At 48.7% G+C, this 22,293-nt stretch carries 21 protein-coding genes, 1 tRNA gene and 1 riboswitch; of the genes, 12 read left to right on the plus strand and 10 right to left on the minus strand.

From position 1 onward, the window contains the following. The first annotated feature begins 54 nt into the window (after positions 1 to 54). The 4 genes from ACJA3I_RS06320 (at position 55) to ACJA3I_RS06335 (ending at position 4,373) form a co-directional block, all read left to right on the plus strand. Entirely contained in the window at positions 55 to 756 is a 702-nt protein-coding gene (locus ACJA3I_RS06320; RefSeq protein WP_458861764.1) for a hypothetical protein, read from the plus strand. Between the two features lie 3 nt (positions 757 to 759). Then, positions 760 to 1,314 (plus strand): Fe-S-containing hydro-lyase, encoded by a 555-nt coding sequence (locus ACJA3I_RS06325; protein ID WP_458861765.1) that lies wholly within the window; start codon positions 760 to 762, stop codon positions 1,312 to 1,314. A gap of 137 nt (positions 1,315 to 1,451) precedes the next feature. Further along, positions 1,452 to 2,033: a xanthine phosphoribosyltransferase gene (locus tag ACJA3I_RS06330; RefSeq protein ID WP_458861766.1), complete on the plus strand. Its 582-nt coding sequence runs from the start codon at positions 1,452 to 1,454 to the stop codon at positions 2,031 to 2,033. Between the two features lie 240 nt (positions 2,034 to 2,273). Further along, positions 2,274 to 4,373: a glutamine synthetase III family protein gene (locus tag ACJA3I_RS06335; RefSeq protein WP_458861767.1), complete on the plus strand. Its 2,100-nt coding sequence runs from the start codon at positions 2,274 to 2,276 to the stop codon at positions 4,371 to 4,373. Between the two features lie 102 nt (positions 4,374 to 4,475). Here the strand turns inward: ACJA3I_RS06335 and ACJA3I_RS06340 are convergent, their stop codons facing one another. The 3 genes from ACJA3I_RS06340 to ACJA3I_RS06350 all read right to left on the minus strand — a co-directional run bounded on the left by ACJA3I_RS06340 (position 4,476) and on the right by ACJA3I_RS06350 (position 6,257). After that, positions 4,476 to 5,096 (minus strand): HD domain-containing protein, encoded by a 621-nt coding sequence (locus ACJA3I_RS06340; RefSeq protein WP_458861768.1) that lies wholly within the window; start codon positions 5,094 to 5,096, stop codon positions 4,476 to 4,478. A gap of 56 nt (positions 5,097 to 5,152) precedes the next feature. Continuing rightward, positions 5,153 to 5,815 carry an HAD hydrolase-like protein gene (locus ACJA3I_RS06345; RefSeq protein ID WP_458861769.1) on the minus strand — a complete coding sequence of 221 codons (663 nt, stop codon included), beginning with the start codon at positions 5,813 to 5,815 and terminating at the stop codon, positions 5,153 to 5,155. A 121-nt stretch (positions 5,816 to 5,936) separates the two neighbouring features. Next, the gene (locus tag ACJA3I_RS06350; protein WP_458861770.1) at positions 5,937 to 6,257 is read right to left on the minus strand and encodes a DUF1540 domain-containing protein; all 321 of its coding nucleotides are present in this window, start codon (positions 6,255 to 6,257) and stop codon (positions 5,937 to 5,939) included. Between the two features lie 164 nt (positions 6,258 to 6,421). On the opposite strand from ACJA3I_RS06350, the gene ACJA3I_RS06355 reads away from it, so the two are divergent. Continuing rightward, positions 6,422 to 6,871, plus strand: coding sequence for a MarR family winged helix-turn-helix transcriptional regulator (locus tag ACJA3I_RS06355; protein WP_458861771.1), 450 nt, complete (start codon positions 6,422 to 6,424; stop codon positions 6,869 to 6,871). A gap of 15 nt (positions 6,872 to 6,886) precedes the next feature. Next, positions 6,887 to 7,723, plus strand: a complete 837-nt coding sequence (locus tag ACJA3I_RS06360; RefSeq protein WP_458861772.1) for a DegV family protein — start codon at positions 6,887 to 6,889, stop codon at positions 7,721 to 7,723. Between the two features lie 102 nt (positions 7,724 to 7,825). On the opposite strand, the gene ACJA3I_RS06365 is transcribed toward ACJA3I_RS06360, so the two are convergent. Beyond that, on the minus strand, positions 7,826 to 8,509 hold the full coding sequence (locus tag ACJA3I_RS06365) for a DUF4300 family protein (protein ID WP_458861773.1): 684 nt from the start codon (positions 8,507 to 8,509) through the stop codon (positions 7,826 to 7,828). Between the two features lie 178 nt (positions 8,510 to 8,687). Further along, positions 8,688 to 9,833 (minus strand): pyridoxal-phosphate-dependent aminotransferase family protein, encoded by a 1,146-nt coding sequence (locus tag ACJA3I_RS06370; RefSeq protein ID WP_458861774.1) that lies wholly within the window; start codon positions 9,831 to 9,833, stop codon positions 8,688 to 8,690. Positions 9,834 to 10,023: 190 nt separating this feature from the next. Between ACJA3I_RS06370 and ACJA3I_RS06375 the strand changes: the two genes are divergently transcribed. Continuing rightward, positions 10,024 to 10,803, plus strand: a complete 780-nt coding sequence (locus tag ACJA3I_RS06375; RefSeq protein ID WP_458861775.1) for an IclR family transcriptional regulator — start codon at positions 10,024 to 10,026, stop codon at positions 10,801 to 10,803. Between the two features lie 48 nt (positions 10,804 to 10,851). Further along, a riboswitch (Fluoride riboswitch) is annotated at positions 10,852 to 10,928 on the plus strand. A gap of 52 nt (positions 10,929 to 10,980) precedes the next feature. Continuing rightward, positions 10,981 to 12,165: a cation:proton antiporter gene (locus tag ACJA3I_RS06380; RefSeq protein WP_458861776.1), complete on the plus strand. Its 1,185-nt coding sequence runs from the start codon at positions 10,981 to 10,983 to the stop codon at positions 12,163 to 12,165. Positions 12,166 to 12,228: 63 nt separating this feature from the next. Here ACJA3I_RS06380 and ACJA3I_RS06385 read toward each other — a convergent pair whose 3' ends face one another. Genes ACJA3I_RS06385 through ACJA3I_RS06395 form a run of 3 tightly spaced genes read right to left on the minus strand, consistent with a single transcriptional unit; the run spans position 12,229 to position 14,083 of the window. Beyond that, complete coding sequence (locus tag ACJA3I_RS06385; protein WP_458861777.1) at positions 12,229 to 13,023, minus strand: hypothetical protein; 795 nt, start codon at positions 13,021 to 13,023, stop codon at positions 12,229 to 12,231. After that, positions 13,017 to 13,715, minus strand: coding sequence for an ABC transporter ATP-binding protein (locus ACJA3I_RS06390; RefSeq protein WP_458861778.1), 699 nt, complete (start codon positions 13,713 to 13,715; stop codon positions 13,017 to 13,019). The genes ACJA3I_RS06385 and ACJA3I_RS06390 overlap by 7 nt, the downstream gene beginning before the upstream one ends. Next, positions 13,715 to 14,083, minus strand: a complete 369-nt coding sequence (locus tag ACJA3I_RS06395; RefSeq protein ID WP_458861779.1) for a GntR family transcriptional regulator — start codon at positions 14,081 to 14,083, stop codon at positions 13,715 to 13,717. Before ACJA3I_RS06395 ends, ACJA3I_RS06390 begins: the two co-directional genes overlap by 1 nt. Positions 14,084 to 14,534: 451 nt before the next feature. Here ACJA3I_RS06395 and ACJA3I_RS06400 point away from each other — a divergent pair, with 451 nt between their 5' ends. Together ACJA3I_RS06400 and ACJA3I_RS06405 are read left to right on the plus strand one after the other, a co-directional pair. Further along, positions 14,535 to 16,163 carry a sensor domain-containing diguanylate cyclase gene (locus tag ACJA3I_RS06400; protein WP_458861780.1) on the plus strand — a complete coding sequence of 543 codons (1,629 nt, stop codon included), beginning with the start codon at positions 14,535 to 14,537 and terminating at the stop codon, positions 16,161 to 16,163. Between the two features lie 793 nt (positions 16,164 to 16,956). After that, on the plus strand, positions 16,957 to 17,883 hold the full coding sequence (locus ACJA3I_RS06405; protein ID WP_458861781.1) for an FMN-binding protein: 927 nt from the start codon (positions 16,957 to 16,959) through the stop codon (positions 17,881 to 17,883). Positions 17,884 to 18,112: 229 nt separating this feature from the next. Here the strand turns inward: ACJA3I_RS06405 and ACJA3I_RS06410 are convergent, their stop codons facing one another. Beyond that, a complete protein-coding gene (locus ACJA3I_RS06410) occupies positions 18,113 to 19,021 on the minus strand; it encodes an AraC family transcriptional regulator (RefSeq protein WP_458861782.1) in 909 nt (302 codons plus the stop codon). A gap of 124 nt (positions 19,022 to 19,145) precedes the next feature. Here ACJA3I_RS06410 and ACJA3I_RS06415 point away from each other — a divergent pair, with 124 nt between their 5' ends. Then, the gene (locus ACJA3I_RS06415; protein ID WP_458861783.1) at positions 19,146 to 20,036 is read left to right on the plus strand and encodes a DMT family transporter; all 891 of its coding nucleotides are present in this window, start codon (positions 19,146 to 19,148) and stop codon (positions 20,034 to 20,036) included. A gap of 133 nt (positions 20,037 to 20,169) precedes the next feature. Here the strand turns inward: ACJA3I_RS06415 and ACJA3I_RS06420 are convergent. After that, positions 20,170 to 20,246: transfer RNA gene (locus ACJA3I_RS06420), tRNA-Pro, on the minus strand. A 161-nt stretch (positions 20,247 to 20,407) separates the two neighbouring features. On the opposite strand from ACJA3I_RS06420, the gene ACJA3I_RS06425 reads away from it, so the two are divergent. Continuing rightward, positions 20,408 to 22,261: a hypothetical protein gene (locus ACJA3I_RS06425; protein WP_458861784.1), complete on the plus strand. Its 1,854-nt coding sequence runs from the start codon at positions 20,408 to 20,410 to the stop codon at positions 22,259 to 22,261. Positions 22,262 to 22,293 lie beyond the last annotated feature (32 nt).

Here is a 22,293-nt window from a genome sequence, read left to right on the forward strand (position 1 = left end):
GAACATCCGCGTGAAAGAAGAGAAAACATCAAAAGTTGCTATTGGGGGCAGGTCATGGGAAAACTTTTTAAAACTTCGATATTCGGTGGCTTTCGCAAAAAAGAGGTTATTGAATATCTTGAAAAGCAAACGGATGACCATCGCCGTGAGTTGGATCTTTTAAATGAGAATGTCAACCGTTATCAAAAAGACGGCGCGAATTTTCAACAGGAACTGGATGAGCGCGATGCCAAAATCGATGGCCTGCAGCAGGAACTGCGGGCTTTGCATGAAGCTGCCGAAGAGCAGCGCAGGCAAGCCGAACAGGCCATTCAACAGGCAGAAGCAAGCGCGGCCGAAGCGGAAAAAATTGCTCGGGAATATCGCGATCTGAAAGAATATATTGCCGATATTGAGCTTTCCGCCTATAAACGGGCCAAAGAAGTTCAGGAAGAAGCCGCTCGCCATGCCCGCGAGGTGACCAAAACCATTCAAACAGCGGGTGAGAACATGAGCCCGGTGGCGGTGGAAGCCCGCGAAAAGGTGCAGCTGGCCGAAGAAGCTTTCGGCGGTTTTAAAGAGCGCATCGCTTCCATTACCAACGAAATCGATGAATTGGTGAAAACTATTCACGACATCGAAGAAAAGAACCTGCAAAGCGAAAAGAAAATGGAACCTATACCGGTTGAGCCGCCGAAAAATAACCCGCAAGGTGAACGGCTGCGCTCTATCCAAGAGATATTAGACCGGGTAAAAAATATTGGAGAGAAGATGTAACTTATGAAAGAATTTAAATTAAACACCTCTGAATTGCGCCAATATGCCGAAGAGATCCATGCGGGCGATATGATCACCCTGAGCGGAACCATCTATACGGCTCGCGATGCGGCGCATAAACGCCTTTTCCAGCTGCTTGATGAAGGCAAAGAACTGCCTTTAGATATTAAAGACGCCGTGATCTATTATGCCGGCCCCACCGCGGCAAAGCCGGGCGAGATCATCGGCAGCGTAGGCCCCACAACTTCCGGCCGTATGGATCCGTTTGCTCCCAGATTGCTGGATATGGGCCTTGCGGCGATGATCGGCAAAGGCGGCCGTTCCGCACCGGTGGTCGATGCTATCAAGAGAAACAAAGCGATCTATTTCTGCGCCATCGGCGGCGCGGGCGCGGCCATTTCCGGCTGTGTGAAAAAGCTGGATGTCATCGCATTTGAAGAACTGGGCTGCGAATCGATGAAGCGCCTGGAAATCGAAAATATGCCTGTTGTCTGCACGATCGATTGCCATGGCGGCAATGTTTTTGAAGAAGGCAGAGCCGCTTACGAAGTGAAATAAGCAAAAATGTTTTGAATGGCCGGCACGGCCTGATTTACCGCGCCGGCTATTTCTTTCTTTTTATCAAGGCTGCGGGCGGCCATTCCGCTCAAATATAAAATCGATTTTAAAATAGATAGCTAAAGGGGTTTAAAGCTATGGAGCTGTTAAAACAGGCAATTTGTCAAAGGGGAAAAGTGAAAGGCGCAGATGTTTTAAAGGTGGATACTTTTTTGAACCATCAGCTGGATATCACGCTTTTAAATGAAATCGGCGAAGAATTCGCGCGGCGCTTTGCGGGCCTCGGCGTGAATAAAATTTTGACCATCGAAGCTTCTGGCATCGCCATCGCGGCCATCACAGCGCAGCATTTCAACAATGTTCCCGTGGTTTTCGCAAAGAAAGCAAAATCTAAAAATTTAGATGGCGAACTGCTGACGACAAAAATCACTTCATTCACTCATGATTACACTTATGATGTGACGGTTGCCAAAAAGTTTTTAAACCCCGGCGATCGCGTTTTGATTCTGGATGATTTTCTGGCCAAGGGCAATGCGCTGCTGGGCCTGATCGATTTGGTGGAACAATCGGGTGCCGAACTGGTGGGCTGCGGCATCGTGATCGAAAAATCGTTTGATATCGGCGCCTGCCTCGTGCGTTCCCGCGGGGTGAAAGTGGAATCTCTGGCGCAGATCGAAAAGATGAACGAACATGAGATCATCTTCAAAGATGAACAATAAAAAATCATTTTAAATTAAAAACGCACTTTTTGAGCAGATTATTTCCAATAAAATGATATAAAATAAAAACAAAAAATCATTTTAAAAAATAATATTGATTATTTTTCTGTGGAAGAATAAGATTAAGCCTATCAGTAATTGCTGGTAGGCTTTTTGATATGTCACGCTGAAACAAAAGAAAAAACGGCGATAGAAAAAGAGCCTTGCGGCAAGGATCAATTTAACGAATGAGGTGGAACGATGGAAGAAAAAAACATTTCAATTTCAGAGATCTATGCGGAAAATGTGTTTAACGATGAATCTATGCGCAAATATTTGCCGGTGAATATTTATAAGCAGCTGCGCCAAACCATCGACAGCAGCAACCCTTTGGATTCTTCCATCGCCGATCATGTGGCAAACGGCATGCGGCTTTGGGCCATGGAAAAGGGCGCGACCCATTACACCCATTGGTTCCAGCCCATGACAGGGTTCACGGCTGAAAAGCATGATTCCTTTTTAAACCCCATTCCCGATGGCAGCACGATGATGACATTTTCGGGCAAAGAGCTGATCCGCGGGGAATCTGATGCTTCCAGTTTTCCTTCCGGAGGTCTGCGCGCCACTTTTGAAGCACGAGGCTATACCGCTTGGGATTGCACCTCGCCCGCATTTGTGAAAGACAAAACTTTATATATTCCCACATGCTTCTGCTCGTTCAACGGCGAGATCTTGGATAAGAAAACGCCGCTTTTGCGCTCGATGGAAGCGCTTTCGCAGCAGGCGGTCAGAGTTCTGCATCTGCTGGGCAAAAAAGATGTCAACCGCGTGGTGGCCATGGCGGGCGCCGAGCAGGAATATTTTTTGGTGGATAAAGAACTTTTCGATAAGCGTCTGGATCTGATGCTTTGCGACCGCACCCTGTTTGGGGCAAAGCCCCCCAAGGGGCAGGAAATGGATCGCCATTATTACGGCAACATCAAAGAGCGCGTGATGGATTTTATGCGCGAGCTGGATCTGGAGCTGTGGCGCTTGGGTGTGCCGGCCAAAACCGAGCATAACGAAGCCGCACCTGCCCAGCATGAATTGGCCGCCGTTTATACCACGGCGAATATCGCCTGTGATAATAACCAACTGATCATGGAAACCATGAAAAAGGTGGCGCTGCGCAAAAATTTGGTCTGCCTGCTGCATGAAAAGCCCTTTGCCGGCGTGAACGGAAGCGGCAAACACAACAACTGGTCGCTGAATGTCAACGGCAAGAGTTTGTTTGATCCGGGCAAGACCCCGGCGGAAAACGCCCAGTTCTTATTGTTCATGTGCGCCGTGATCTGGGCGGTGGATGAATATGCCGAATTGCTGCGCGCATCCATCGCGTGCCCCGGCAATGACCATCGCTTGGGCGGGCATGAGGCCCCGCCGCCCATTATTTCGGTTTTTCTGGGGGATGGGCTGACGGATATTCTGGAAGAGATCGAAACCGGGCGCCCTTCGCCGATGCGTGAAGGCGGCAAGCTGGAAATCGGCGTCAACACCATTCCCTGGCTGCCACGCGATACTTCCGATCGGAACAGGACTTCGCCGTTTGCGTTTACAGGCAAAAAGTTTGAATTCCGCATGGTTGGTTCTTCGGTGAGCATTGCGGGCTGCAACAATGCCCTCAACACCGCGGTGGCCGAAACTTTGCGCCGCATCGCTGATCGTTTGGAAGAGACGGAAGACCGCAGCGCCTGCGTTCGTGAACTGGTGCGTGAAATCTATCACGAGCATAAGCGCGTTATTTTCAACGGCAACAACTACAGCAGAGAATGGGTGGAGGAAGCAGAGCGCCGGGGGCTGCCCTGCGCCAGATCCAGCGTAGAAGCTTCCAAAGGGCTGATCGCCCCCAAAAGCGTCGAAGTTTTCGGAAGACACAATGTGTTCCAGCAGAAAGAACTGGAAGCCCGCTATGAGATCCGTCAGGAGACCTATAACAAAACCATCGATCTGGAATCGGCGACTATGCTTGAAATGGCCAGAAAACAAATCATTCCCTCTGTGATCGCCTACAGCAAGTTTTTGGCAGACAGCGTGAACGCCATCAAAGAAACAGGCCTTGCGGTGGATATGTCGCTGCAGACCACATCCCTGAAAGATGTGGCGGCGCTGGGCGCGCAGCTGAAAACAGCGGTAACCAAGCTGGAAAAAACAGCGGAAAAGGCTCATACCGTGGGGGATATCACCGAAAAAGCAGAATATTATCGCGATAAAGTTTGTGCTTCCATGGCGGCCCTGCGTGATGTGGCCGATAAACTGGAAGTGGTCATGGGCAGCGAATATTGGCCCATCCCAACATATTCCGATCTGCTCTTCCGCATCTAAGCGTCATCACACGCTGAAATAGAAAAAAGCCCGCAGCGGCCAAAAGGGCCGCTGCGGACTTACTTATTTTTTAGTGATTGCCTATGGTATTCAAAAGGGCGGTTATCTTTGCAGGTAGCCTTTTTGAATGGAATCTTCGATCACAAATTCAACAAAAGGCCATAAATCGGGCGCGCCTTTTTTTACGCTGTTAAGGCGCTCATAAACCTGCGCGCTGTGAACATTGCCTTCTTTCCAAGTGTGGCCCTGGGTCAGATAATTGTTGATGAAAGGCTGAAGGCAATCGATGGCGGCGGCATAGACCGCGTCTGAGGTTTCGCGGGCATCGAATTCTTCCCAAAGCTTGCGATATTCCACGCCCTGATCTTCGGGCAGCAGGGCAAACAGCCTGTCTGCGGCGGCGGTTTCGCGGGCCAGCTTGTCTTCATTGCCCTTCACATCATAGGCAAAGGTATCACCGGCATAAATTTCGATCAGGTCATGGACCAAAGCCATTTTTAAGACCCGGCTTAAATTCACATTGTGGCAATCGGAATATTCATAAAGCACCATCGCCATCAAAGCGAAATGCCAGCTGTGTTCCGCATCGTTTTCACGCCGTGAACCATCGACTAAAAGAGTTCGGCGCAAAATATTTTTCATGGCGTCGACTTCTGTTAAAAAAGAAAGCTGCTGTAAAAAACGCGTGTTTTTAAGGTCAAGGCTAAGGCCCGTCATATCCATTTCTCTATCCTCCTGCGCAAAACGCAAAGTCAGTTTACATGAATTGCGAAGAAAAGTCAAATTGCTGAACGATTTAAAATGAAATCGCCCAGATCGCCGGGCGTTTCCGCCAGATAAACATGGGGGCATGCTTCCAGCTCGCGGCGGTCGCCAAAGCCATATAACACGCCGGCGCCGCTGATATGGAACGCGGCAGCGCCGTTGAGATCATAATGGCGGTCGCCCACCATCAAAACCTGGGTGCGGTCGGTGATGCCCGATTTTTCAAACAGATATTCCAGCACAGCTTCTTTAGAAGAGCGGCGGTCATCGGGCGAAGCGCCGGCGGCATAAGTGAAAAACGGCGCCAGCTGATAGCGTTCTAAAATGGCGCGGGCAAATTTTTCGGGCTTCGAGGTGGCGAGATAAAGCTTTACATCCCGCTGATGCAGGCGCTTAAGAAGCTGGGGGATGCCTTCATAAACGCGTGATTCCCAAATGCCGATGGGTTCATAGCGCTGGCGGTAAATGGCCACGGCTTTGTTGGCCTTTTCGGGGGAAAACCCAAACAGATCGCGAAAAGAATCGAACAGGGGAGGGCCGATCACCGGCGCCAGCTGCTGATCTGAAACTTCTGTGATGCCGAAATGATTCAGCGCATAGCGAAAACATTGGTAGATCCCTTCGGCGGAATCGATCAGCGTTCCATCTAAATCGAAAAAAATATGTTGATAAGTCATGGTTTCATCCTTTGATTTATGATGAAATAAGTATTACATAGAAACGGATGCGCGTCAATAAAATACGGCAAAAGGCCTTGTTTTAATAAGCCTTTTGCCGTATCGGTTAAAAAAAGAAAAATTATGCGCGAAGCTTAAAGCTGGAACATTCGGTCTGGCTGGAATGATCGGCGCCGTTGCCCATCACCGTGATGCGCGAAGCGGAGCATTTGCCGTTTTCATGGAACTGGCAATTATCCGCTGTGCAATTGATTTCGCTTTGTTCGATATGAACCTGGCCGCCCACCACATTCGTTGCGCCGGAATTTTGCTTGCAGAAAGAATCACAGCAGGTTTCGCGGCAGTCGCAGGCATTGCTGCCATTGACATTTACGCTGCTCAGGCAGCAGCCGCCCGCCGCATTGTTCGCGCAGTTGGAAACGCCGCATTGCAGATTGGTCATGAAAAATCCTCCTTCACCATTCAAAAAAGTTTGTTGCGAAAACTATTCTGCGCGATTTTTTTGCTTTTATTCCATAGAAAGATTGACCGGAGCGAAAAAATATGATAAGCTGATAAAGCTTTGAAAATCAAAGTTTGAAAATCAAACTATTCGGGAGGCACATCGTGAACGATTCCAGAGAAAATTTGAACGCTTTTTTGGTAAAAATGTTTCAAAATTTAATGAAAATTGAATCTGACGCGCTGATCCAAGGGGAATATCGTGATATCACGGTGAGAGATATGCATATCCTTGAAGAGATTTGCAGAGCGGAAACCACAAAAAACAACCAGATGACATCGCTGGCTCAGGAACTTGGCGTGACCACGGGCACTCTGACTGTGGCGGTGAACGGCATGGTGAAAAAGGGCTATCTCGAGCGCAGCCGCGATGAAAAAGACCGCAGAATCGTTCGCATTTTCAGCACAGAGCAGGGGCGCATGGCAAACATGGTCCACGCGAAATTCCACGAAGATATGGTGGAAGCGATCATGAACGAGCTTCCCGAAAACGAGGTTTTCGTGCTGGTGGATGCGCTGAAAGCGGTCAGCCGTTATTTTGAATCAAAACGATAGGAGAAAACAGCAAATATGGGTATCCGAATCCTTACAGACAGCACCTGCGATCTTTCGGCAGAGCAGGCGCGGGAAGCAGAGATCCAGATCCTCCCGCTGAAAGTGTGTTTCGGCGATGAAGTTTATGTGGATGGGGTGGATTTGACAAAAGAAGCGTTTTATCAAAAACTGGCCGCAAGCCATCATCTGCCCACCACCGCCCAGGTGAACCCCGAAGAATTTTGCGGATGCTTTGAACAGGCCAGACAGGCCGGCGATGCGGTGATCGGCATTTTCCTTTCTTCGGAACTGAGCGGCACTTACCAGTCGGCCGTGATTGCCCGGGAAATGTGCGGCGGTGAGATCTATCTGATCGACAGCAGAACCGTGACCTTTGGCCTTGCCCTGCTGGTTACACAGGCGGTAAAATTGAAAAAAAGCGGAAAAACCGCTCGGGAAATCGTGGAAACACTGGAAGAGATGAAGGGAAAGCTCTCCTTTTATGCCGCGGTGGATACTTTGAAATATTTGAAAAAAGGCGGCAGACTTTCGGGAACGGCGGCGATGATGGGCGGCTTATTGCATATCAAGCCGCTGATCGGCATCGTTGACGGAAAGGTGGAAGCCATTGCAAAGGCCCGCGGCATGGGCGCGGCGCAGGATTGGCTTTTGGAACGCTTCCGGCAGGAAACGCCGGATATGCGCCACGGCATCTTTTTTGGCCATACCAATGCCGCCGCGGCCTGTGAAGCCTTTCAACAGAAGGTACTGGCCGAAGCCGGTGACTGCGATCACAAGATCATCGATATCGGCAGCGTTGTGGCCACCCATGCCGGCCCGGGCTGCGTTGGGTTTTCTTATTTTAAAAAATAAAAAGCAAAACAGCGGGCGATCCCGGTTAAGGATCGACCCGCTGTTTTTGCATAAGGGGTTGAGAGAGAATAGAAAATAGGGAAGAGGAACTTTTGAAAAACGCTATTTTAAAAGAACGCCGTTTTCATAGATCATGGGGTCGTGGGCACCTTTTTCAAAGTAATTGCTGCGTGACAGTAATTCTTTTTTCAGATCTTCTTTTGAAGCAAAGATCTTGGATTGATACTCTTCGTTGGGCGCCAGCTTTTCGAAGAATTGATAGGAATTTCCGTTTTTCACCAGAACGCCCGCGTGGCCCACAAAAAGCCGTTTTTCATCGGGATCATGCATCACAACGCTGATCAAAGCGGCTTTATCGTTTGAAAATTTCACATTGCGTTCTTTCAATAAAGCGGGATAAACCTGCTCAAACCGGTCATTGGGCACACTCTCTACGCTTGCGCCTTCGAATAAGGCGATAAATTCGCTTTTGTGGTCTTGAATGGCTTTAAAGGCTTTATCATTATCGATGGCATCCATATCAAACATCAGATAATTGCTATAGTTTTCTTGCTTCGCCGCGGAGACGATGTCTTCCAACAAGGTGAAGGCGGCCGTGCGGCAATTGAAATCCTGCTCGGGCGTTTTCCCTTTTTGATAATCACTCACCATCTGAAGGTAAGTATCTACATTGGAAAGGCCGCTGTCTTTTAATAATTTTTCGGAATTGGGCTGCTGATGACTGCAGGCGGCCAATAAAACAGCGCAAAGCGCGAAGAATGCGGCGATTTGAGTTTTTCTTTTCATAAAAATCCTCCTTAGGCCCGAAGGCTTGATCTGTATAGAGCATATCATGCCATTCTTAAGATTGCCTTGGAGTTCCCTTAAGAATTATGAAGGGTGCTTACAAAATAAAAACGAAAAACAGCCCCGCAAACCGTTTTGCCGGCTTGCGGGGCTATATGTTTGTTCAAACGCCAAATGGCTATTTTGCCATTTCTTCCAGATAAACGCCGACGGATTTGCCATAGGGAACTGCATGGCCGCAGCGGTTGAGCGCGCGTTCGATCACGCCCAGAACCGTGACTTCATCGTTGATATCGATGTTGCCCATATGGCCCAGGCGGAACATTTTGCCGGCGTAAGCCGCCAGACCGCCGGCCACAACGATGCCTTCATCCAGCAGGGTAGAGCGGAACTGTGCATCGTTGATGCCATCGGGATAGATCAGGTTCGAAAGGGTGACCGCGCGGTGGCCCTCTTCGGCAAGAATGCGGAAACCGAGGGCTTCCAGCGCCTTCTGCATGGCGCGCGCGTTTTTCAAGTGGCGTTCATAGCGGGGCTTCATGCCCTCTTCTTTGATCATGCGAACGGATTCCTGCATCGCCCAAACCAGATTGATGGCGGGGGTGGCGAAATATTTGGAGGTGTCATCCATGATGGGCACCCATTTGTCGAAATCCACATAATATTCGGGGATCATGCCCAAAGAAGCGCGGCGATCCATGGCTTTTTTGCTGGCCCACAGCAAAAACAGGCCCGGGCAAACGCCAAATGCTTTTTGCGAAGCGGTGAAAAGAATATCGATGTTCATTTCTTTCAGGTTTTCATATTCGCCCGCGGTGGCGGCCACACCGTCAACGATATAAACGGTGTCGGGGAACTGCTTGAGCATTTCGCCGATTTCGGCGATGGGGGCCACAACGCCAGTGGCGGTATCTACATGGGTCACGGTGATGGCGGCGTAATGCTTTGTTTTTAGTTTGGCTTCGATTTCCGCAACGGGAACGATCTGGCCCCATTCAGAGCTGAGAACATCAATGTTAAGCCCCTTATGTGTGCAAAGATCGGTGAAACGATCGCCAAAATAGCCGTGGCTGACGATCAGAATATTATCGCCGCGTTTGGTGGTGTTGGAAATGGCCATTTCCATCGCCAGTGTGCCTGTGCCGGCGATCACAAAGGTTTTGCCGTCGCATCCGAACAATTCGCCCAGATCATCGATCACGCCTTTAAAATCCTTGACAAAGCGAGGGTCGCCGAAAGCCTGGATCTCGCGGCCCATCTGGTCTTGGATCGAGCGCGCCACAGGGGTGGGGCCGGGGATCATTACTAAAGTTTTTTCTTTCATGTAAAAAACTCCTTTCAGGAATGTAAATTTCATAGAGTGAAATGATATTTCGTTCAATAATATTTTAACACAGAAAGACCAAAAATGTCAAAAGGTTCAGCTTGTTCACAATAGAGAATTATCCCTTGCGGTCATAGGCAAAAAGACATATAATTTCAGTATGTAAAATGCGCGCCGCGGAGGAAAAACAATGAGCGAAAAACGGACAAAAGTGAACCAATCTTTAGAAAAAGCGCTGCAGATCGTTGAAGTGCTGGCCGACAGCCGCCAGCCCATGCGGCTGCAGGATCTGGCGGAAAAAGCACAGCTGCCCGCCTGCACGGCGCTGCGGTTTTTGAACACGCTTCTGGTGCATGGCTATGTGCATCAGGATGCGTTGACGATGCGTTATTCCTTAACTTTGAAATTTGCCAAAATCGGCAGTCAGGTGGGGGCGCAGATGGATCTGCGCAATCTGGCGCGGCCGGAATTGCTGGAGCTTTCGGCGCAATGCGGGGAAAGCTGCTGCCTGGCTTTGGAAGAAAACCACCAGGTGGTTTATGTGGATGTGGTGGATGGCCCCGACGGCATGCTGAAGATCATGCAGCGCATCGGCAAGCGCGCTCCGCTTCACTGCACAGGGGTGGGCAAGCTGTTTTTGCTCAATTATGATATGAGCCAGCTGGAACATTATATCGAAGAATATGGGCTGCCGCCGCTCACCGCCAAAACCATCACCACCCGCGAAGGGCTGATGCAGGAACTTCATACCATCGGTGAACGCGGTTATGCGCTGGATGATGAAGAATGTGAACTGGGGGCACGGTGTGTTGCCGCGGGAATTCGGGATTATACGGGGAAGATCGTGGCGGGCATCAGCGTTTCGGGCCCGCTGCACCGCATGGAAGGGGAGCATCTGGAAGAGATCCGCCGCTGCGCGGCAGAAACGGCGAAAAGGCTTTCACAGCTGATGGCTTATTCGCAAAACTGAATAAAACACAAAAAAGCGATTGACAAAGAAACATGGGAATGTTACTCTTTATTTCACGGGGATGAAGTGCCCCCGGTGGCAGATTTGCCCGAACCGCTGATTCAGCTGATGACTTCTGTGCAAAAAATGCGCAGAAGCTGTCAGCTTTTTTTCTGCGCAAAAGAGAGGAATGGTAGTATGTTAAACAGTTTGGCCCTTATTTTTCTTGGGGGCCTGGCGGCGGGAAGCCTTTTTCGCCGTTTGCGATTGCCGCCCCTTCTGGGGATGCTGTTGTTCGGCATTTTGATCGGCCCATCGATGTTCCATCTTGTGGATGGCAGCGTGCTTGAGATCTCTTCTGAACTGAGAAGGATCGCATTGGTCATTATTTTGTTGAGGGCGGGCCTGGCGCTGGATTTGAGCCAGTTGAAAAAAGTGGGGCGTCCGGCGCTTTTGATGTGTTTTGTTCCCGCCTGCTGTGAAATTGCCGCCACGGTGTGTTTTGCGCCGATGCTGCTGCAGATCACAAGGCTTGAGGCGGCGATTTTGGGCGCTGTGATCGCGGCGGTGTCGCCGGCGGTGGTCGTGCCCAGAATGCTGCAGCTGATGGAAGAAAAGCGGGGAACGGATAAAAGCATTCCCCAGCTGATCATGGCGGGCGCATCGGTGGATGATGTGTTTGTCATCGTGCTGTTCACTTCGTTCACGGGTCTTGCTCAGGGGCAAAGCGTTTCGGCGTTTTCATTTTTGCAGATCCCCGTTTCCATCGTATGCGGCATCGCGGCGGGCATTTTGCTGGGCGGCATTTTGGGAAAACTTTTTGCCGGTATGAATGATCTGCGTCCGGAAGCGGCCGTGCTGATCCTTCTCAGCGCTTCTTTTGCGCTTTTGGGGCTGGAAGATGCGCTGAAAGGCATTTTGCCGCTTTCCGGTCTGCTGGGGGTGATGTGCATGGGCATCATCCTTTTGCGCAGCCATAAGGCAAAGGCGGTCATGCTGTCACAGAAATTTTCGGGCCTGTGGGTGGGGGCCGAAATTTTGCTGTTTGTGCTGGTGGGAACATCGGTAGACGCCCAATATGCGGTGAAAGCCGGTTTCAGCGCGGTTGCGTTGATTTTGATCGTGGCGGTTTTTCGCATGGGCGGGGTGTTTTTATGCCTTTTAAAAACACAGCTGGATGCCAGAGAACGGCTGTTTTGCGCCATTGCCTATCTGCCCAAAGCCACAGTGCAGGCGGCCATCGGCGGGCTGCCCCTCAGCATGGGCCTGCCCTGCGGCCCCATTGTGCTCACCTGTGCGGTGATCTCGATTTTGGTCACGGCGCCGCTGGGCGCTTTTGGGGTAGATCATACCGCAAAGCGGCTGTTAAAGCAGGAAAAATGATTTTTCAAAAAGAAAAAGCCCGATGTGAATACGCGTTCACATCGGGCTTTTTTGCGGGAAAAGTTATTCCAGATTGAGTTTTTTCGTCATCATATGGTTGGTGATGGCGAACAATGCCGCCGCAAAAAGGGTTTCCAAGGCGATGAGATACCAGAAAGAACCGTGAAGACCGTTGAATCCCTGCGGCTGAAAGATCATTTGAGGGGTGAATCTTGCGATAATCGAAACAACGATTTCAAGCGCGGTGTTCAGGCCAAGGAACCAGGCGAAGCTGCAAAGCAGGCGGTTTTTGTGGGCCATTTGGCCCAAAGAGATGGCCGCGTAGATCAGCCACAGAGAAAGGATGAAGCCGATCAGGCACAAAACGACGATCTCGATAAAGAAGGCGACGGTGTTCAAATTGATATATTGCAGCATCCTTTGGAAAAATTCGGGGAAGGCACGCAAAAATTCTGTGAAGACGCCGTTGAAGAGGAACAGCACGCTGCAGGCGAAAAGCGCCACAATGCCGCTGACGATAGACCATACCAGCGCCACAATGCTTTTAGAGGTAATGTGCATCCAGGGCTTTACCGGCAAAGTGTTGGATAAATAGCCTTCTTCACCAAACAGGTTTTTATAGAACCGCTGAACGATAACAAGAAAAGTTAAAACGAACACAGCGATCATCAGCGCCACAAACAGTGTGATGGAAATTCCGGCGGCTATCTGCATGGCGAAAGAATCGCTTCTGATCATGCTGTTATCGCCCACAGCCAAAAGGCGGGTGAAAATTGAGATGATCACCAGCGCGCCATAGCAGGGCAGCAGAGTGCGCGAGGTGGATTTGAATTCATATTTTAAAAGCTTTCCTAACATTTGAAAACCTCCCTGAACAAAGCGTCAACCGATTTGCCGTTATCTTCACGAATGGCATCTACCGTTGAAGTGAGGGCGATGCGGCCCTGCGAAATGAAGATCACATCATCCAGAACTTTTTCAACATCCGCGATCAGATGGGTGGAAATGATGATGCTGGCGTCTTCGCTGTAATTGGTGATGATCGTGTTCAAAATGTAATCGCGCGCCGCGGGGTCAACGCCGCCAATGGGTTCATCCAAAAGATAAAGCTGCGCTTTTCTGCTCATCACCAAAATCAGCTGCACTTTTTCTTTTGTGCCCTTCGACATGGTTTTCAGGCGGTCTCTGGGGTTGATGTTCAGCTTTTGAAGCATGTCATAAGCTTTGCGCGGGTCGAAATCGCTGTAAAAATCCTGAAAGAAATCAATGATGTCTTCCACTTTCATCCAGCTGTTCAAATAGTTTTTATCGGGCAGGTAAGAAATCACTTTTTTGCTTTCTACGCCCGGGGCCATGCCGTTGATCAAAATTTCGCCGGCGGTGGGCACAAGCAGACCGTTGGCCAATTTGATCAGTGTGCTTTTGCCGCTGCCGTTGGGGCCTAACAGGCCAATAATCCTACCGCGGGGAATTTGAAGATCCACATTGCATAACGCGGGGCTTCCGCCATAGGATTTTGTCAGATTTCTGCATTCTAACAACAGTTCCATCAATTCTTCTCCTCTACATACTTTGAAAACATTTTCAGGGTCTCATTGGGGCTGCATCCGATCCTGCCCATGTTTTCTAAAAATTCTTGAATGGTTTTTTCCATCAATGCGCGGCGCATTTGTGCAATCGCCTCGGCATCTTCGGTCACGCTTCTGCCAACGGTGCGTTGGGTGCAAAGCAGGCCCTGCGTTTCAAGTTCTGACAAAGCTTTCTGCATGGTGTTGGGGTTCACAGAAGCTTCTGACGCAAGCTCGCGAACAGAAGGAAGCTTGCCGCCGGGAGGGTAATCACCGGATAGAATTTGAAACTGAAGATGCTCGATCAGCTGCGCATAGATCGGTCGGTTGTCATCCAATTGCCAAGTCATATTTTCACCTCACTGTACTGCTGTATTAATAACATAATACAATCATACAAGCGAAAGCCGAATTTGTCAAGGGAAATATTGAAATAAATTTTTTGGGGGGAAATATGTAAAAGAAGGAAAGACGCTCATAGAACGCAAAAACGGTAAATTTCGGTAAAAAAACAAATTTTTTAATCGATATTATGATATATCTGCTATAATGAACGCAGTATATTGCGAAGCGCCAAAGGCGCAGCCCGCTGCGGAAATTTCAGCATGGCCTTAAAAAGGTTCTCTTATTTTTTATATAGAATGAACGCAGACGGCTCTTACTTTCTCTCTGCAAACCGGCCAAAGGATAGCATGAATGCTTGAGACAGTTGAAAAAGAAAGACAGAGGTTCTTTCCATATCTTATATAGGAAAGAACGGCTTTAACGATGGCAAAGCCGAATGAAAGGGAAATGACGAAGATGAGAAATATAAAAATCAAATATAAGCTTCCGGTTTTTGTGATGATCCTTGCAGTGATCCCGCTGCTTATCGTTTCCATGATCGCCATGCGTTTAAATTCGCGTTCTGCCTTGGGTTCCAGCATGGAGCTGCTGAAAAATCAGGCGGAGGCCTCGGTGCGTTTTCTTGGCGATTTTTACGGCCGCCAGGCGGATGGCCTGATCTATGCTTCCAACCTTCAAATGTATGTGGATTATCTGACGGCGCTTGAAAATCCCGGGGAAAACGGGCAGGCGGAAGCGATGGAGATGCTGCGCCGCAATATCGAAGATATCCAAAGGGTCGCCATATCCACCGATAACCGCATCGATCAGATCATGCTGCTCGACAGGCAGGGAACCGTGGCGGCAAGCCCCGATCAAGCCTTGGTGGGCACAAAATTGAAGGATCTTGAATCGTTTGACGCTGCCATGAAGGGGCAATCGGGTTCTTATGAAGTGGTGCGTGAAAAATCGAAGGAACCGATGCTCTTAATGGGTCAGCCGGTGAAAAACAGCATCGGTCAGGTGCTGGGCGTGATCGTGCGGCGAATCGATTTAAAAGAACTGAGAGAATATGTTGAAAATTTGCGCATCGGCAAAAACGGAACCCTTTTTGTATTAGATGGCAAGGGTGAGCCAGTGGCTTATGGCAAAGAAGGGCTTCTGACACAAATTAAACAGAACCAGAGCCTGATCGCCTTTTCAAAGAAAGTGTCTGAAAAGGCGGTTCCCGTGGATGAGACCTCGTTTGAATATTCCGTCGGATCTGAAACGCTGGAAGCTTTTGCGCGCACGGAAAACACAACGGGCTGGGCCGTGGTGGCCGCAATGCCACAATCCGAAATTTATGAATATTCGCTGATGGTCAATCACATCACACTGTGGGTGGCTCTGGCAGCCGGAATGCTGGCCTTGATCGTGGGTCTTGTTTTTGCCCATGGGATTACGGCGCCTTTGAGCGAGCTGACGGAAAATTTGAACGCCATTGCGGATGGAAAAATGAACTATGCTTCCATTTGCAAGGGGCGTGACGAACTGGCGGAAGTCTGTTCCGCCGCGAACCTGATGTCCCATAAGCTTCAGGTCAGCTATAACAAATTGGCTGTGTTTGCCAAAACCGATATGCTGACAGGGCTGCTTAATCGCGCCGGCGTTTATGAGGTCATCGCCCACACGCTGGATGATCGTGCGCAAGCCGCGATTTTATTGGATTTGGATGGCTTTAAGGCCGTCAACGATAATTTCGGGCATGACAGCGGTGATGATGTGCTTGTTTCGGTGGCGGTCATTCTGAAACAGTATGCTTCCGAAACCGTTTACCCTGCTCGCTTGGGCGGGGATGAGTTTTTGCTGTATTTTTCTCATTATGACACGCGACAGCAGGTGATAGAGCTGGGCGGCAGGATTTTGGAGCAAATCGCTTCTATTCATACGGCGCTGGGGAACCCTATATCGGTCTCGGCCAGCATCGGCATCGCTTTCAGCAGTGAAGAAGAACCCGGCAGGGAGATCTTGATCAAAAAAGCGGATCACGCCATGTATCAGGTCAAAAAGAAAGGGAAAAGCGGCGTTCTTGTCTTTGAAAATGCGCTTCTGAAAACACTCTAATGACGGGAAAACTTTGAGGATACGCTTGAAAGGGATAAGGAATAAAAATCATAAAAGGGGATTGCGCACAATTGTTTCTGAACCGTGAACAATTGGATAATTATTCTTTACAACTCTTGAATTCTAAAAAAGATGTTGGTATGATAAGCATAGAGCAAAGCAACGGCTGAGAAATGGATGAACCGATATGAATTGAGGGAAAATCCTGTAATATTGTTCTTTAATGTGTGATGGTTGGTTCTTTTGCCGGTTTTTTAATAACAGACATTTAGGAAAAACAGAAGATAGTTTGGCGGAAAAACAGAAAAAGAATGGCGTCATTCTGCGCAGAAAAGAATAAATATAATTATATATGAAAATATATGCAGTTAAAAACAGCCGTTATCCGCATAAAAAGAGCCGCAGTAAGCGGCTGGATAGAGCGGAATGACACGCAAAATCAACAGGCGTCTTTTGCCGTGGGCAAAACAAAAGATTTATTTTTAGAGGGGATACTATGCGTTCAGAAAACCCCGGGAAAAATTATGAAAGTGACCCTGCCGCCGCATTTGGCAAGGCCGAAATGCCTGGTTCTGCGGAGATCACTTTTGCGGCCCTACTTATTTTTTTGCTTTATAAGAATCAAAAAAGGCAATCGGGCAAAACGATGCAAACGCTTGTGCCCAAACCAAAGGTCGAAGATCTGGTCAATTGCCTTTATACCGGCCCTGCGCCCTGAAACAGCCTCCCTGGGCCGAACGCCCTTTTGGCCACAGATTTATAAAATCAATAAATTTTTATTGGAGGCTTGTTTATGTTTTTCAGCACTCTTACTGCGTGGATCGCAGTGGTTTTGATGGCGCTGGCGGCCCTTCTCTTTTTGGCCAAGCGCTTTGGCAATCAACCGATGAAGCGGTTTTTGGGCCGCCATCATATCAGAATCGGCGAATTGGGCATTGCATTCTGCATCATCCATGGCATTCTTGCGGGGAATCCTGTGGGCACCTCGCTTTCAGACGCTTCTTTTGCGGGGGTTTTGTTTTCTCTTGACTGGGGAACGGCCAGTCTGGCGGCGGCGCTGCTGCTGGGGCTGAGTTATGCGTTTCGAAAGAAGCTTGGGAAACCCTGGCTGGTGATCCACCGCTGGCTCACCGTTTGCTTTATTGTTTTGCTGGTCATCCATATCATCAATATGGGTATCCACTTCGATGACAACCTGCGCGAAATGACTTCGGGAAATAACGATGCAACGGCATCGGTTGTGACGAATGATTCTTCTTCCTCGTCAAGCGGTTCTTCGTCAACGGCGGGGTCTTCTTCCTCGAGCGGAAGTTCATCAAGCACAGGGTCTTCTTCCTCTTCGAGCGGTTCCTCATCGACAACCGGATCTTCTTCCACAACCGGCGGCATTACTTTTTCCGGTGCTGTGCTGAAAGACGGAAGCTATGACGGTTCAGCGGAAGGCTATAAAGGCACGATCAAAGTTACTGTCACTGTTTCCGGCGGCAAGGTGACAGATATCAAAGTGACCGATGAAAACGATACGCCGGAATTCTTTTCTCGTGCGGAAACCTTACTGGATGACATCGTCAGCGGCCAGACTCTGGAAGTTGATGCCGTTTCCGGCGCAACATGGTCTTCGGCTGGTTTGGTAAATGCGGTGACGGATGCTCTGCAAAGCGCCGTAACAAGCGGCGAACTTAAAGTTACCACCATTACCCCCACTGAAAGACGCCATTAAGGAAATACGCCATAAGCTTTTGCGTTCATCCCAAAAATCCATAAAAAAGAGGAGCTTCCTATTGAAACCGCTCTCAGCTTGTCAAAAAACCCGGCCTGTGCAGTAAGCACAGGCCGGGTTTCTTTATGTGTTTATACATAGTCTTGGCCATTATAGATCAACAGTGAAGAAGGCGATAATTTTCCGCCCGATTGTTGATGACCGTCAGTATCATTGGAGATTTACATTTTTAATCGCCGCTTATTGCGGATTGCATTTCTTTTCGGTATTGATTAGGAGTGAAGCCGGTTTTCTTTTGAAAGCAAAGTGAAAAATAGCTTTGGGTAGAAAAACCTGTGTGGGCAGCTATTTCTGCGATCGTCATATCGCTATAACGAAGCAACTCCTGGCTTTTTTCGATACGATATTGCATTAAATACTGAAAAACTGTTTTGCCGGTTATTTTCTTGAGAAAACGAGTGCATTCCTCGGGGCAAAGAAAAACTTCCTGAGCTACTGCTTCCAGAGTTACTTTTTCATTGTAGTGCTCGTTTAGATAAGAAATTATTTTTTGCATTCTTTGATTAGATTGAAAATTTACTCGTATGCCATGCCCCTGTGAGATAGATAGAATTGTTGGCCAAAGCCGGAGCACTTCGCTTTGCAACAACAGTTCCCAGCCAATGCCCTCCTTCCTTTCGGAGAGATCGATCATGCGATAGATGGTTTCGATAATGGTTCTGCCGCCGGGTTCTGTGTTATCAAATAAAAAACAGGGCAAAGTTTTGTCACTTTCAAAAGGCACAAGTATTTTTTCTTTCAACAAATGGTATTGGTCTATGCAAATCATATCGGGGTGAAAATCGATACAGTAGTAAGCTGCCCCTTCGGTATCGGGTTCAGCAGTATGAGCAAGCTTTTTGTTGATGAAAATACCAATTCCGGCAGGAATGACCCGCGTTTGGCTGACAACATGAAAGAGTACGCTGCCTCTGGTGACTAAACATAGTTGAAAATCGTTATGCCAATGCCAGTTTACACATTGATAATCATGGCGAGAGAAATCAGTTTGATAAACAGAAATGGGAAAACCGGGAGAAACGCGCTGCAAATCCTCTTGCCTGTCTGAAGAACGAATCTTAATCTGATTGGTTATCATGGAAAAACCTCAATATAATGAAAAATAAACTCATGTTTATGCGATACATCTACTATTAAACATCTATATAATAAAAAAGTAAAGAGAATGATTCTTCATCGCATAAACATAGGAGGCAGATAACATGGAGGGAAAAAGAGCGCCCGTAAAACGCGGGATATTGTGCTGCGTAATAGGCGCCATGAGCTGGGGATTTTCCGGCGCTTGCAGTGAAGCATTTTTCAAATATTATACTGTTGACCCTGCGTGGGTAACGGCAGTGCGTATGTTGGCGGCGGGAATCCTTCTGATGGCTTGGGTGATGGCAAGAAAACAGCTTTGTCTGACCGATATAGTAAAAGATAGAAAGGGTGTTTTACAGATACTTGCTTTTTCATTGGCAGGGTTGACGCTTTGCCAATTTGCATATCTTAACGCCATACGCTGGACAAACTCCGGCACAGCTACGGTGCTTCAAAATTTATCGATTGTGTTTGTTGCGCTGTATGTTTGTATTGCAACGAAAAAGCTTCCTCAAAAACGAATTGTTTTGTGCATTGTATTAGCGCTGATCGGTGTGTGGTTACTTTCAACCGGTGGAGAACCCGGCAATATGGAAATGTCTCCGCAAGGTCTATTTTGGGGGCTTGCCTCCGGCTTTGGTGTGGCGAGTTATTCTTTGCTGTCGAATAAGCCGGTTGAACGCTGGGGCAGCATTCCGGTTACTGGAATGGGGATGTTCGTGGGGGGATTTGTTCTTTTTGCGGCCATTAGGGCATGGAACATCCCGGCGGGACTTGATTTCAGAGCGCTGGTGTTGTTGGCCGTCATTGTGCTCGTTGGAACGGTCGGTGCGTTTACTTTGTTTTTACAGGGCATCAATATGGTAGGTCCCGTCAAAGCATCCTTATTGGCTTGCTTAGAGCCGTTAACTGCCGCAACCTTATCAGCACTTTGGCTGCGCTCCAGTTTTTCATTTACAGACATAATAGGGTTTGCCTGTATCTTGATTACTGTCTTTTTAGTTCGAGAGTAATTCTCTTATCCTCATGGGTAAGAGATGTTTGTGAGCTGTATCTCACAAAATAGGCGATGCGCCCCATCCCCAAAAGGGCATAAAAAACAGAGTGTCCTTATAGGATACTCAAATCCTATAAGGACACTCTGCATGGTCCGAGTGAGAGGAGTCGAACCTCCGGCCTCTTGAACCCCATTCAAGCGCGCTACCAAACTGCGCCACACCCGGGAACGAAAAATATTATAACATGCACAGATTTATATTGCAACAATAATTTAATAAAAGTTGAAAGAAAAGCATTTGAGTGAAAAGCAAAAAATGAAAATCATGGAACAAAAGAGTTTTAAAACCGTCTAAGCAAAGCGAATACCATAAACGAGGAGGAAATCATGAAAAGAGTTTTCGGTTTGCTGCTTCTTGTCACCATGTGTTTTGGGATGTTCGCCATGCCATCGGCGGCTTATGACGGTACAGAAGCGCAAAAAAAGGCAGAAGCATTAAAGGAACTTTCGCTGTTTCAGGGCAGCGAAAAAGGGTTTGAACTGGAGCGCACCCCCACCCGTATGGAAGCGCTGATCATGCTCATCCGCATGATGGGCAAAGAATGGGAAGCGATGATAGAAAAGAAAGCGCATCCCTTCACCGATGGGCCCGCTTGGGAAGACGCCGATTATTATTTGGGATATGCCTATGAAAACGGGCTGACAACTGGGGTTTCCCAAACGCAGTTCGATCCCAACGGCAAAGCCACTGCCCAGATGTATCTGACCTTTATGCTGCGGGCGCTGGGCTATCAGGATCAAGCTTCGGGAACAATCTGGTCTGATTGGAAAAACCTTTCGCAGCAGGCGGGGCTGCTTTCTGCCGGGGCAGATCTGGCTTCGTTTCGCCGCGGAGATGCGGTGATCGTTTCTTATGCCGCGCTGGATGCCATAATGCAGGGGAAGACCATCACTCTGGCGGAATCTTTGCAAAAAGAGCGTATCGTCAGTGAGGTCGCCCTGGCAACCGCCCGCGCCATAGCGGGCAAACAGATCGATTTGGAAAGCCCGCTGGAAACGATGCTCGGTGCGGTTTACGCGGGGCTGGGTGATTCGATTTCCACAAACCGTCTGGCGGCCGAAGAAATTACCAAAGAAAATGTAAAATTCTATTTGGGAATTGAAAATCTGGATTTTGAAGAAGGCATTGCCTCGGAACCGATGATGACTTCGGTAGCCCATTCCGTCTGCCTTGTGAAGCTGAAAGCCGGGGCGGATGTGGAAGCGGTGAAAAAAGAGATCGCGGCAAAAGTGAACCCTTATAAATGGATCTGCGCCGGTGTGGAACCTGAAAATGTGCGGGTGGAATCGGTGGGGAATTTAGTGCTGCTGGTGATGGATAACCACAATGCCGATCGGTTGGTGGCCAATTTCCGCGCTTTGAAAGCCGCAAACGGGCTGACACGCGTGGGCAAGATTTATGTGGAGCATACCGGCGCGGCAGACAGCAGATCGATCGCACGGTTTGCCGAAAAGCTTACTTCGATCAAAACCCAATATCTGAAAAACAATAAGGTCTATTATGCCACTATTCCCGATAAAACTTATTATGCACAAAAGGAATTGGGCACTTTTTTAGATCATGACGGCATTTCAAACGCCCTTGATCAGCAGCTGAAGGGGTGGAACCGTATCGAGCTTTCCCAGCTGCTGCGTTTGGAAGATTATTATGCGACAGACCCCCATTGGCGGCAGGAAAAGCTGATGCCCGTGGCGCAGAAACTGGGGGATGCCATGGGCATTACGGTGAATGCTTCTTATACATCGCAGGAACAGCAGGGCTTTCTGGGCGCATATCGCCGCAAAAACAGTGATTTGCCTACCGAAACCATTCGCTGGTTGAGCAATGCAGCCATTGAAAACACCGTGGTGAAAGATTATCAGCATCCGAAGGCATCGGCGGTCTATCAAAAAGAAGCGCTGGCCACGCAAACCCCCTATGATCTTTTTCTTTCCGGTGCAACGCCCTTGACCGTTTTAGAAAACCCCAAGGCGGCCACCCAGAAAGAATTGATCCTGTTCCGTGATTCTTTCGGCAGCAGTCTGGCGCCGCTGCTGCTGGATTCCTATGCAAAAATCACCCTGGTCGATCTGCGTTATATGGTCAGCGATCTGCTGCCCGAATATATCGATTTCGGCACAGCGGATGTGCTGTTTTTATATTCCGATCAGCTGGTGAACAACAGCCTGCTTCTGAAATAATGAAAATAACAAAAAGGATGCCGTTATCAAAA

The organism is Acidaminobacterium chupaoyuni (assembly GCF_047936785.1).
GTDB classification, from domain to species: Bacteria; Bacillota; Clostridia; order Oscillospirales; family Butyricicoccaceae; genus Acidaminobacterium; species Acidaminobacterium chupaoyuni.

What these genes read in the sequence shown, in the direction of transcription:
- ACJA3I_RS06320 (WP_458861764.1), top strand. Translation starts at nt 55, where the DNA reads ATGGGAAAACTTTTTAAAACTTCGATATTCGGTGGCTTTCGCAAAAAA.
- ACJA3I_RS06325 (WP_458861765.1), top strand. Translation starts at nt 760, where the DNA reads ATGAAAGAATTTAAATTAAACACCTCTGAATTGCGCCAATATGCCGAA.
- ACJA3I_RS06330 (WP_458861766.1), top strand. Translation starts at nt 1,452, where the DNA reads ATGGAGCTGTTAAAACAGGCAATTTGTCAAAGGGGAAAAGTGAAAGGC.
- ACJA3I_RS06335 (WP_458861767.1), top strand. Translation starts at nt 2,274, where the DNA reads ATGGAAGAAAAAAACATTTCAATTTCAGAGATCTATGCGGAAAATGTG.
- ACJA3I_RS06340 (WP_458861768.1), bottom strand. Translation starts at nt 5,096, where the DNA reads ATGGATATGACGGGCCTTAGCCTTGACCTTAAAAACACGCGTTTTTTA.
- ACJA3I_RS06345 (WP_458861769.1), bottom strand. Translation starts at nt 5,815, where the DNA reads ATGACTTATCAACATATTTTTTTCGATTTAGATGGAACGCTGATCGAT.
- ACJA3I_RS06350 (WP_458861770.1), bottom strand. Translation starts at nt 6,257, where the DNA reads ATGACCAATCTGCAATGCGGCGTTTCCAACTGCGCGAACAATGCGGCG.
- ACJA3I_RS06360 (WP_458861772.1), top strand. Translation starts at nt 6,887, where the DNA reads ATGGGTATCCGAATCCTTACAGACAGCACCTGCGATCTTTCGGCAGAG.
- ACJA3I_RS06365 (WP_458861773.1), bottom strand. Translation starts at nt 8,509, where the DNA reads ATGAAAAGAAAAACTCAAATCGCCGCATTCTTCGCGCTTTGCGCTGTT.
- ACJA3I_RS06370 (WP_458861774.1), bottom strand. Translation starts at nt 9,833, where the DNA reads ATGAAAGAAAAAACTTTAGTAATGATCCCCGGCCCCACCCCTGTGGCG.
- ACJA3I_RS06375 (WP_458861775.1), top strand. Translation starts at nt 10,024, where the DNA reads ATGAGCGAAAAACGGACAAAAGTGAACCAATCTTTAGAAAAAGCGCTG.
- ACJA3I_RS06380 (WP_458861776.1), top strand. Translation starts at nt 10,981, where the DNA reads ATGTTAAACAGTTTGGCCCTTATTTTTCTTGGGGGCCTGGCGGCGGGA.
- ACJA3I_RS06385 (WP_458861777.1), bottom strand. Translation starts at nt 13,023, where the DNA reads ATGTTAGGAAAGCTTTTAAAATATGAATTCAAATCCACCTCGCGCACT.
- ACJA3I_RS06390 (WP_458861778.1), bottom strand. Translation starts at nt 13,715, where the DNA reads ATGGAACTGTTGTTAGAATGCAGAAATCTGACAAAATCCTATGGCGGA.
- ACJA3I_RS06395 (WP_458861779.1), bottom strand. Translation starts at nt 14,083, where the DNA reads ATGACTTGGCAATTGGATGACAACCGACCGATCTATGCGCAGCTGATC.
- ACJA3I_RS06400 (WP_458861780.1), top strand. Translation starts at nt 14,535, where the DNA reads ATGAGAAATATAAAAATCAAATATAAGCTTCCGGTTTTTGTGATGATC.
- ACJA3I_RS06405 (WP_458861781.1), top strand. Translation starts at nt 16,957, where the DNA reads ATGTTTTTCAGCACTCTTACTGCGTGGATCGCAGTGGTTTTGATGGCG.
- ACJA3I_RS06410 (WP_458861782.1), bottom strand. Translation starts at nt 19,021, where the DNA reads ATGATAACCAATCAGATTAAGATTCGTTCTTCAGACAGGCAAGAGGAT.
- ACJA3I_RS06415 (WP_458861783.1), top strand. Translation starts at nt 19,146, where the DNA reads ATGGAGGGAAAAAGAGCGCCCGTAAAACGCGGGATATTGTGCTGCGTA.
- ACJA3I_RS06425 (WP_458861784.1), top strand. Translation starts at nt 20,408, where the DNA reads ATGAAAAGAGTTTTCGGTTTGCTGCTTCTTGTCACCATGTGTTTTGGG.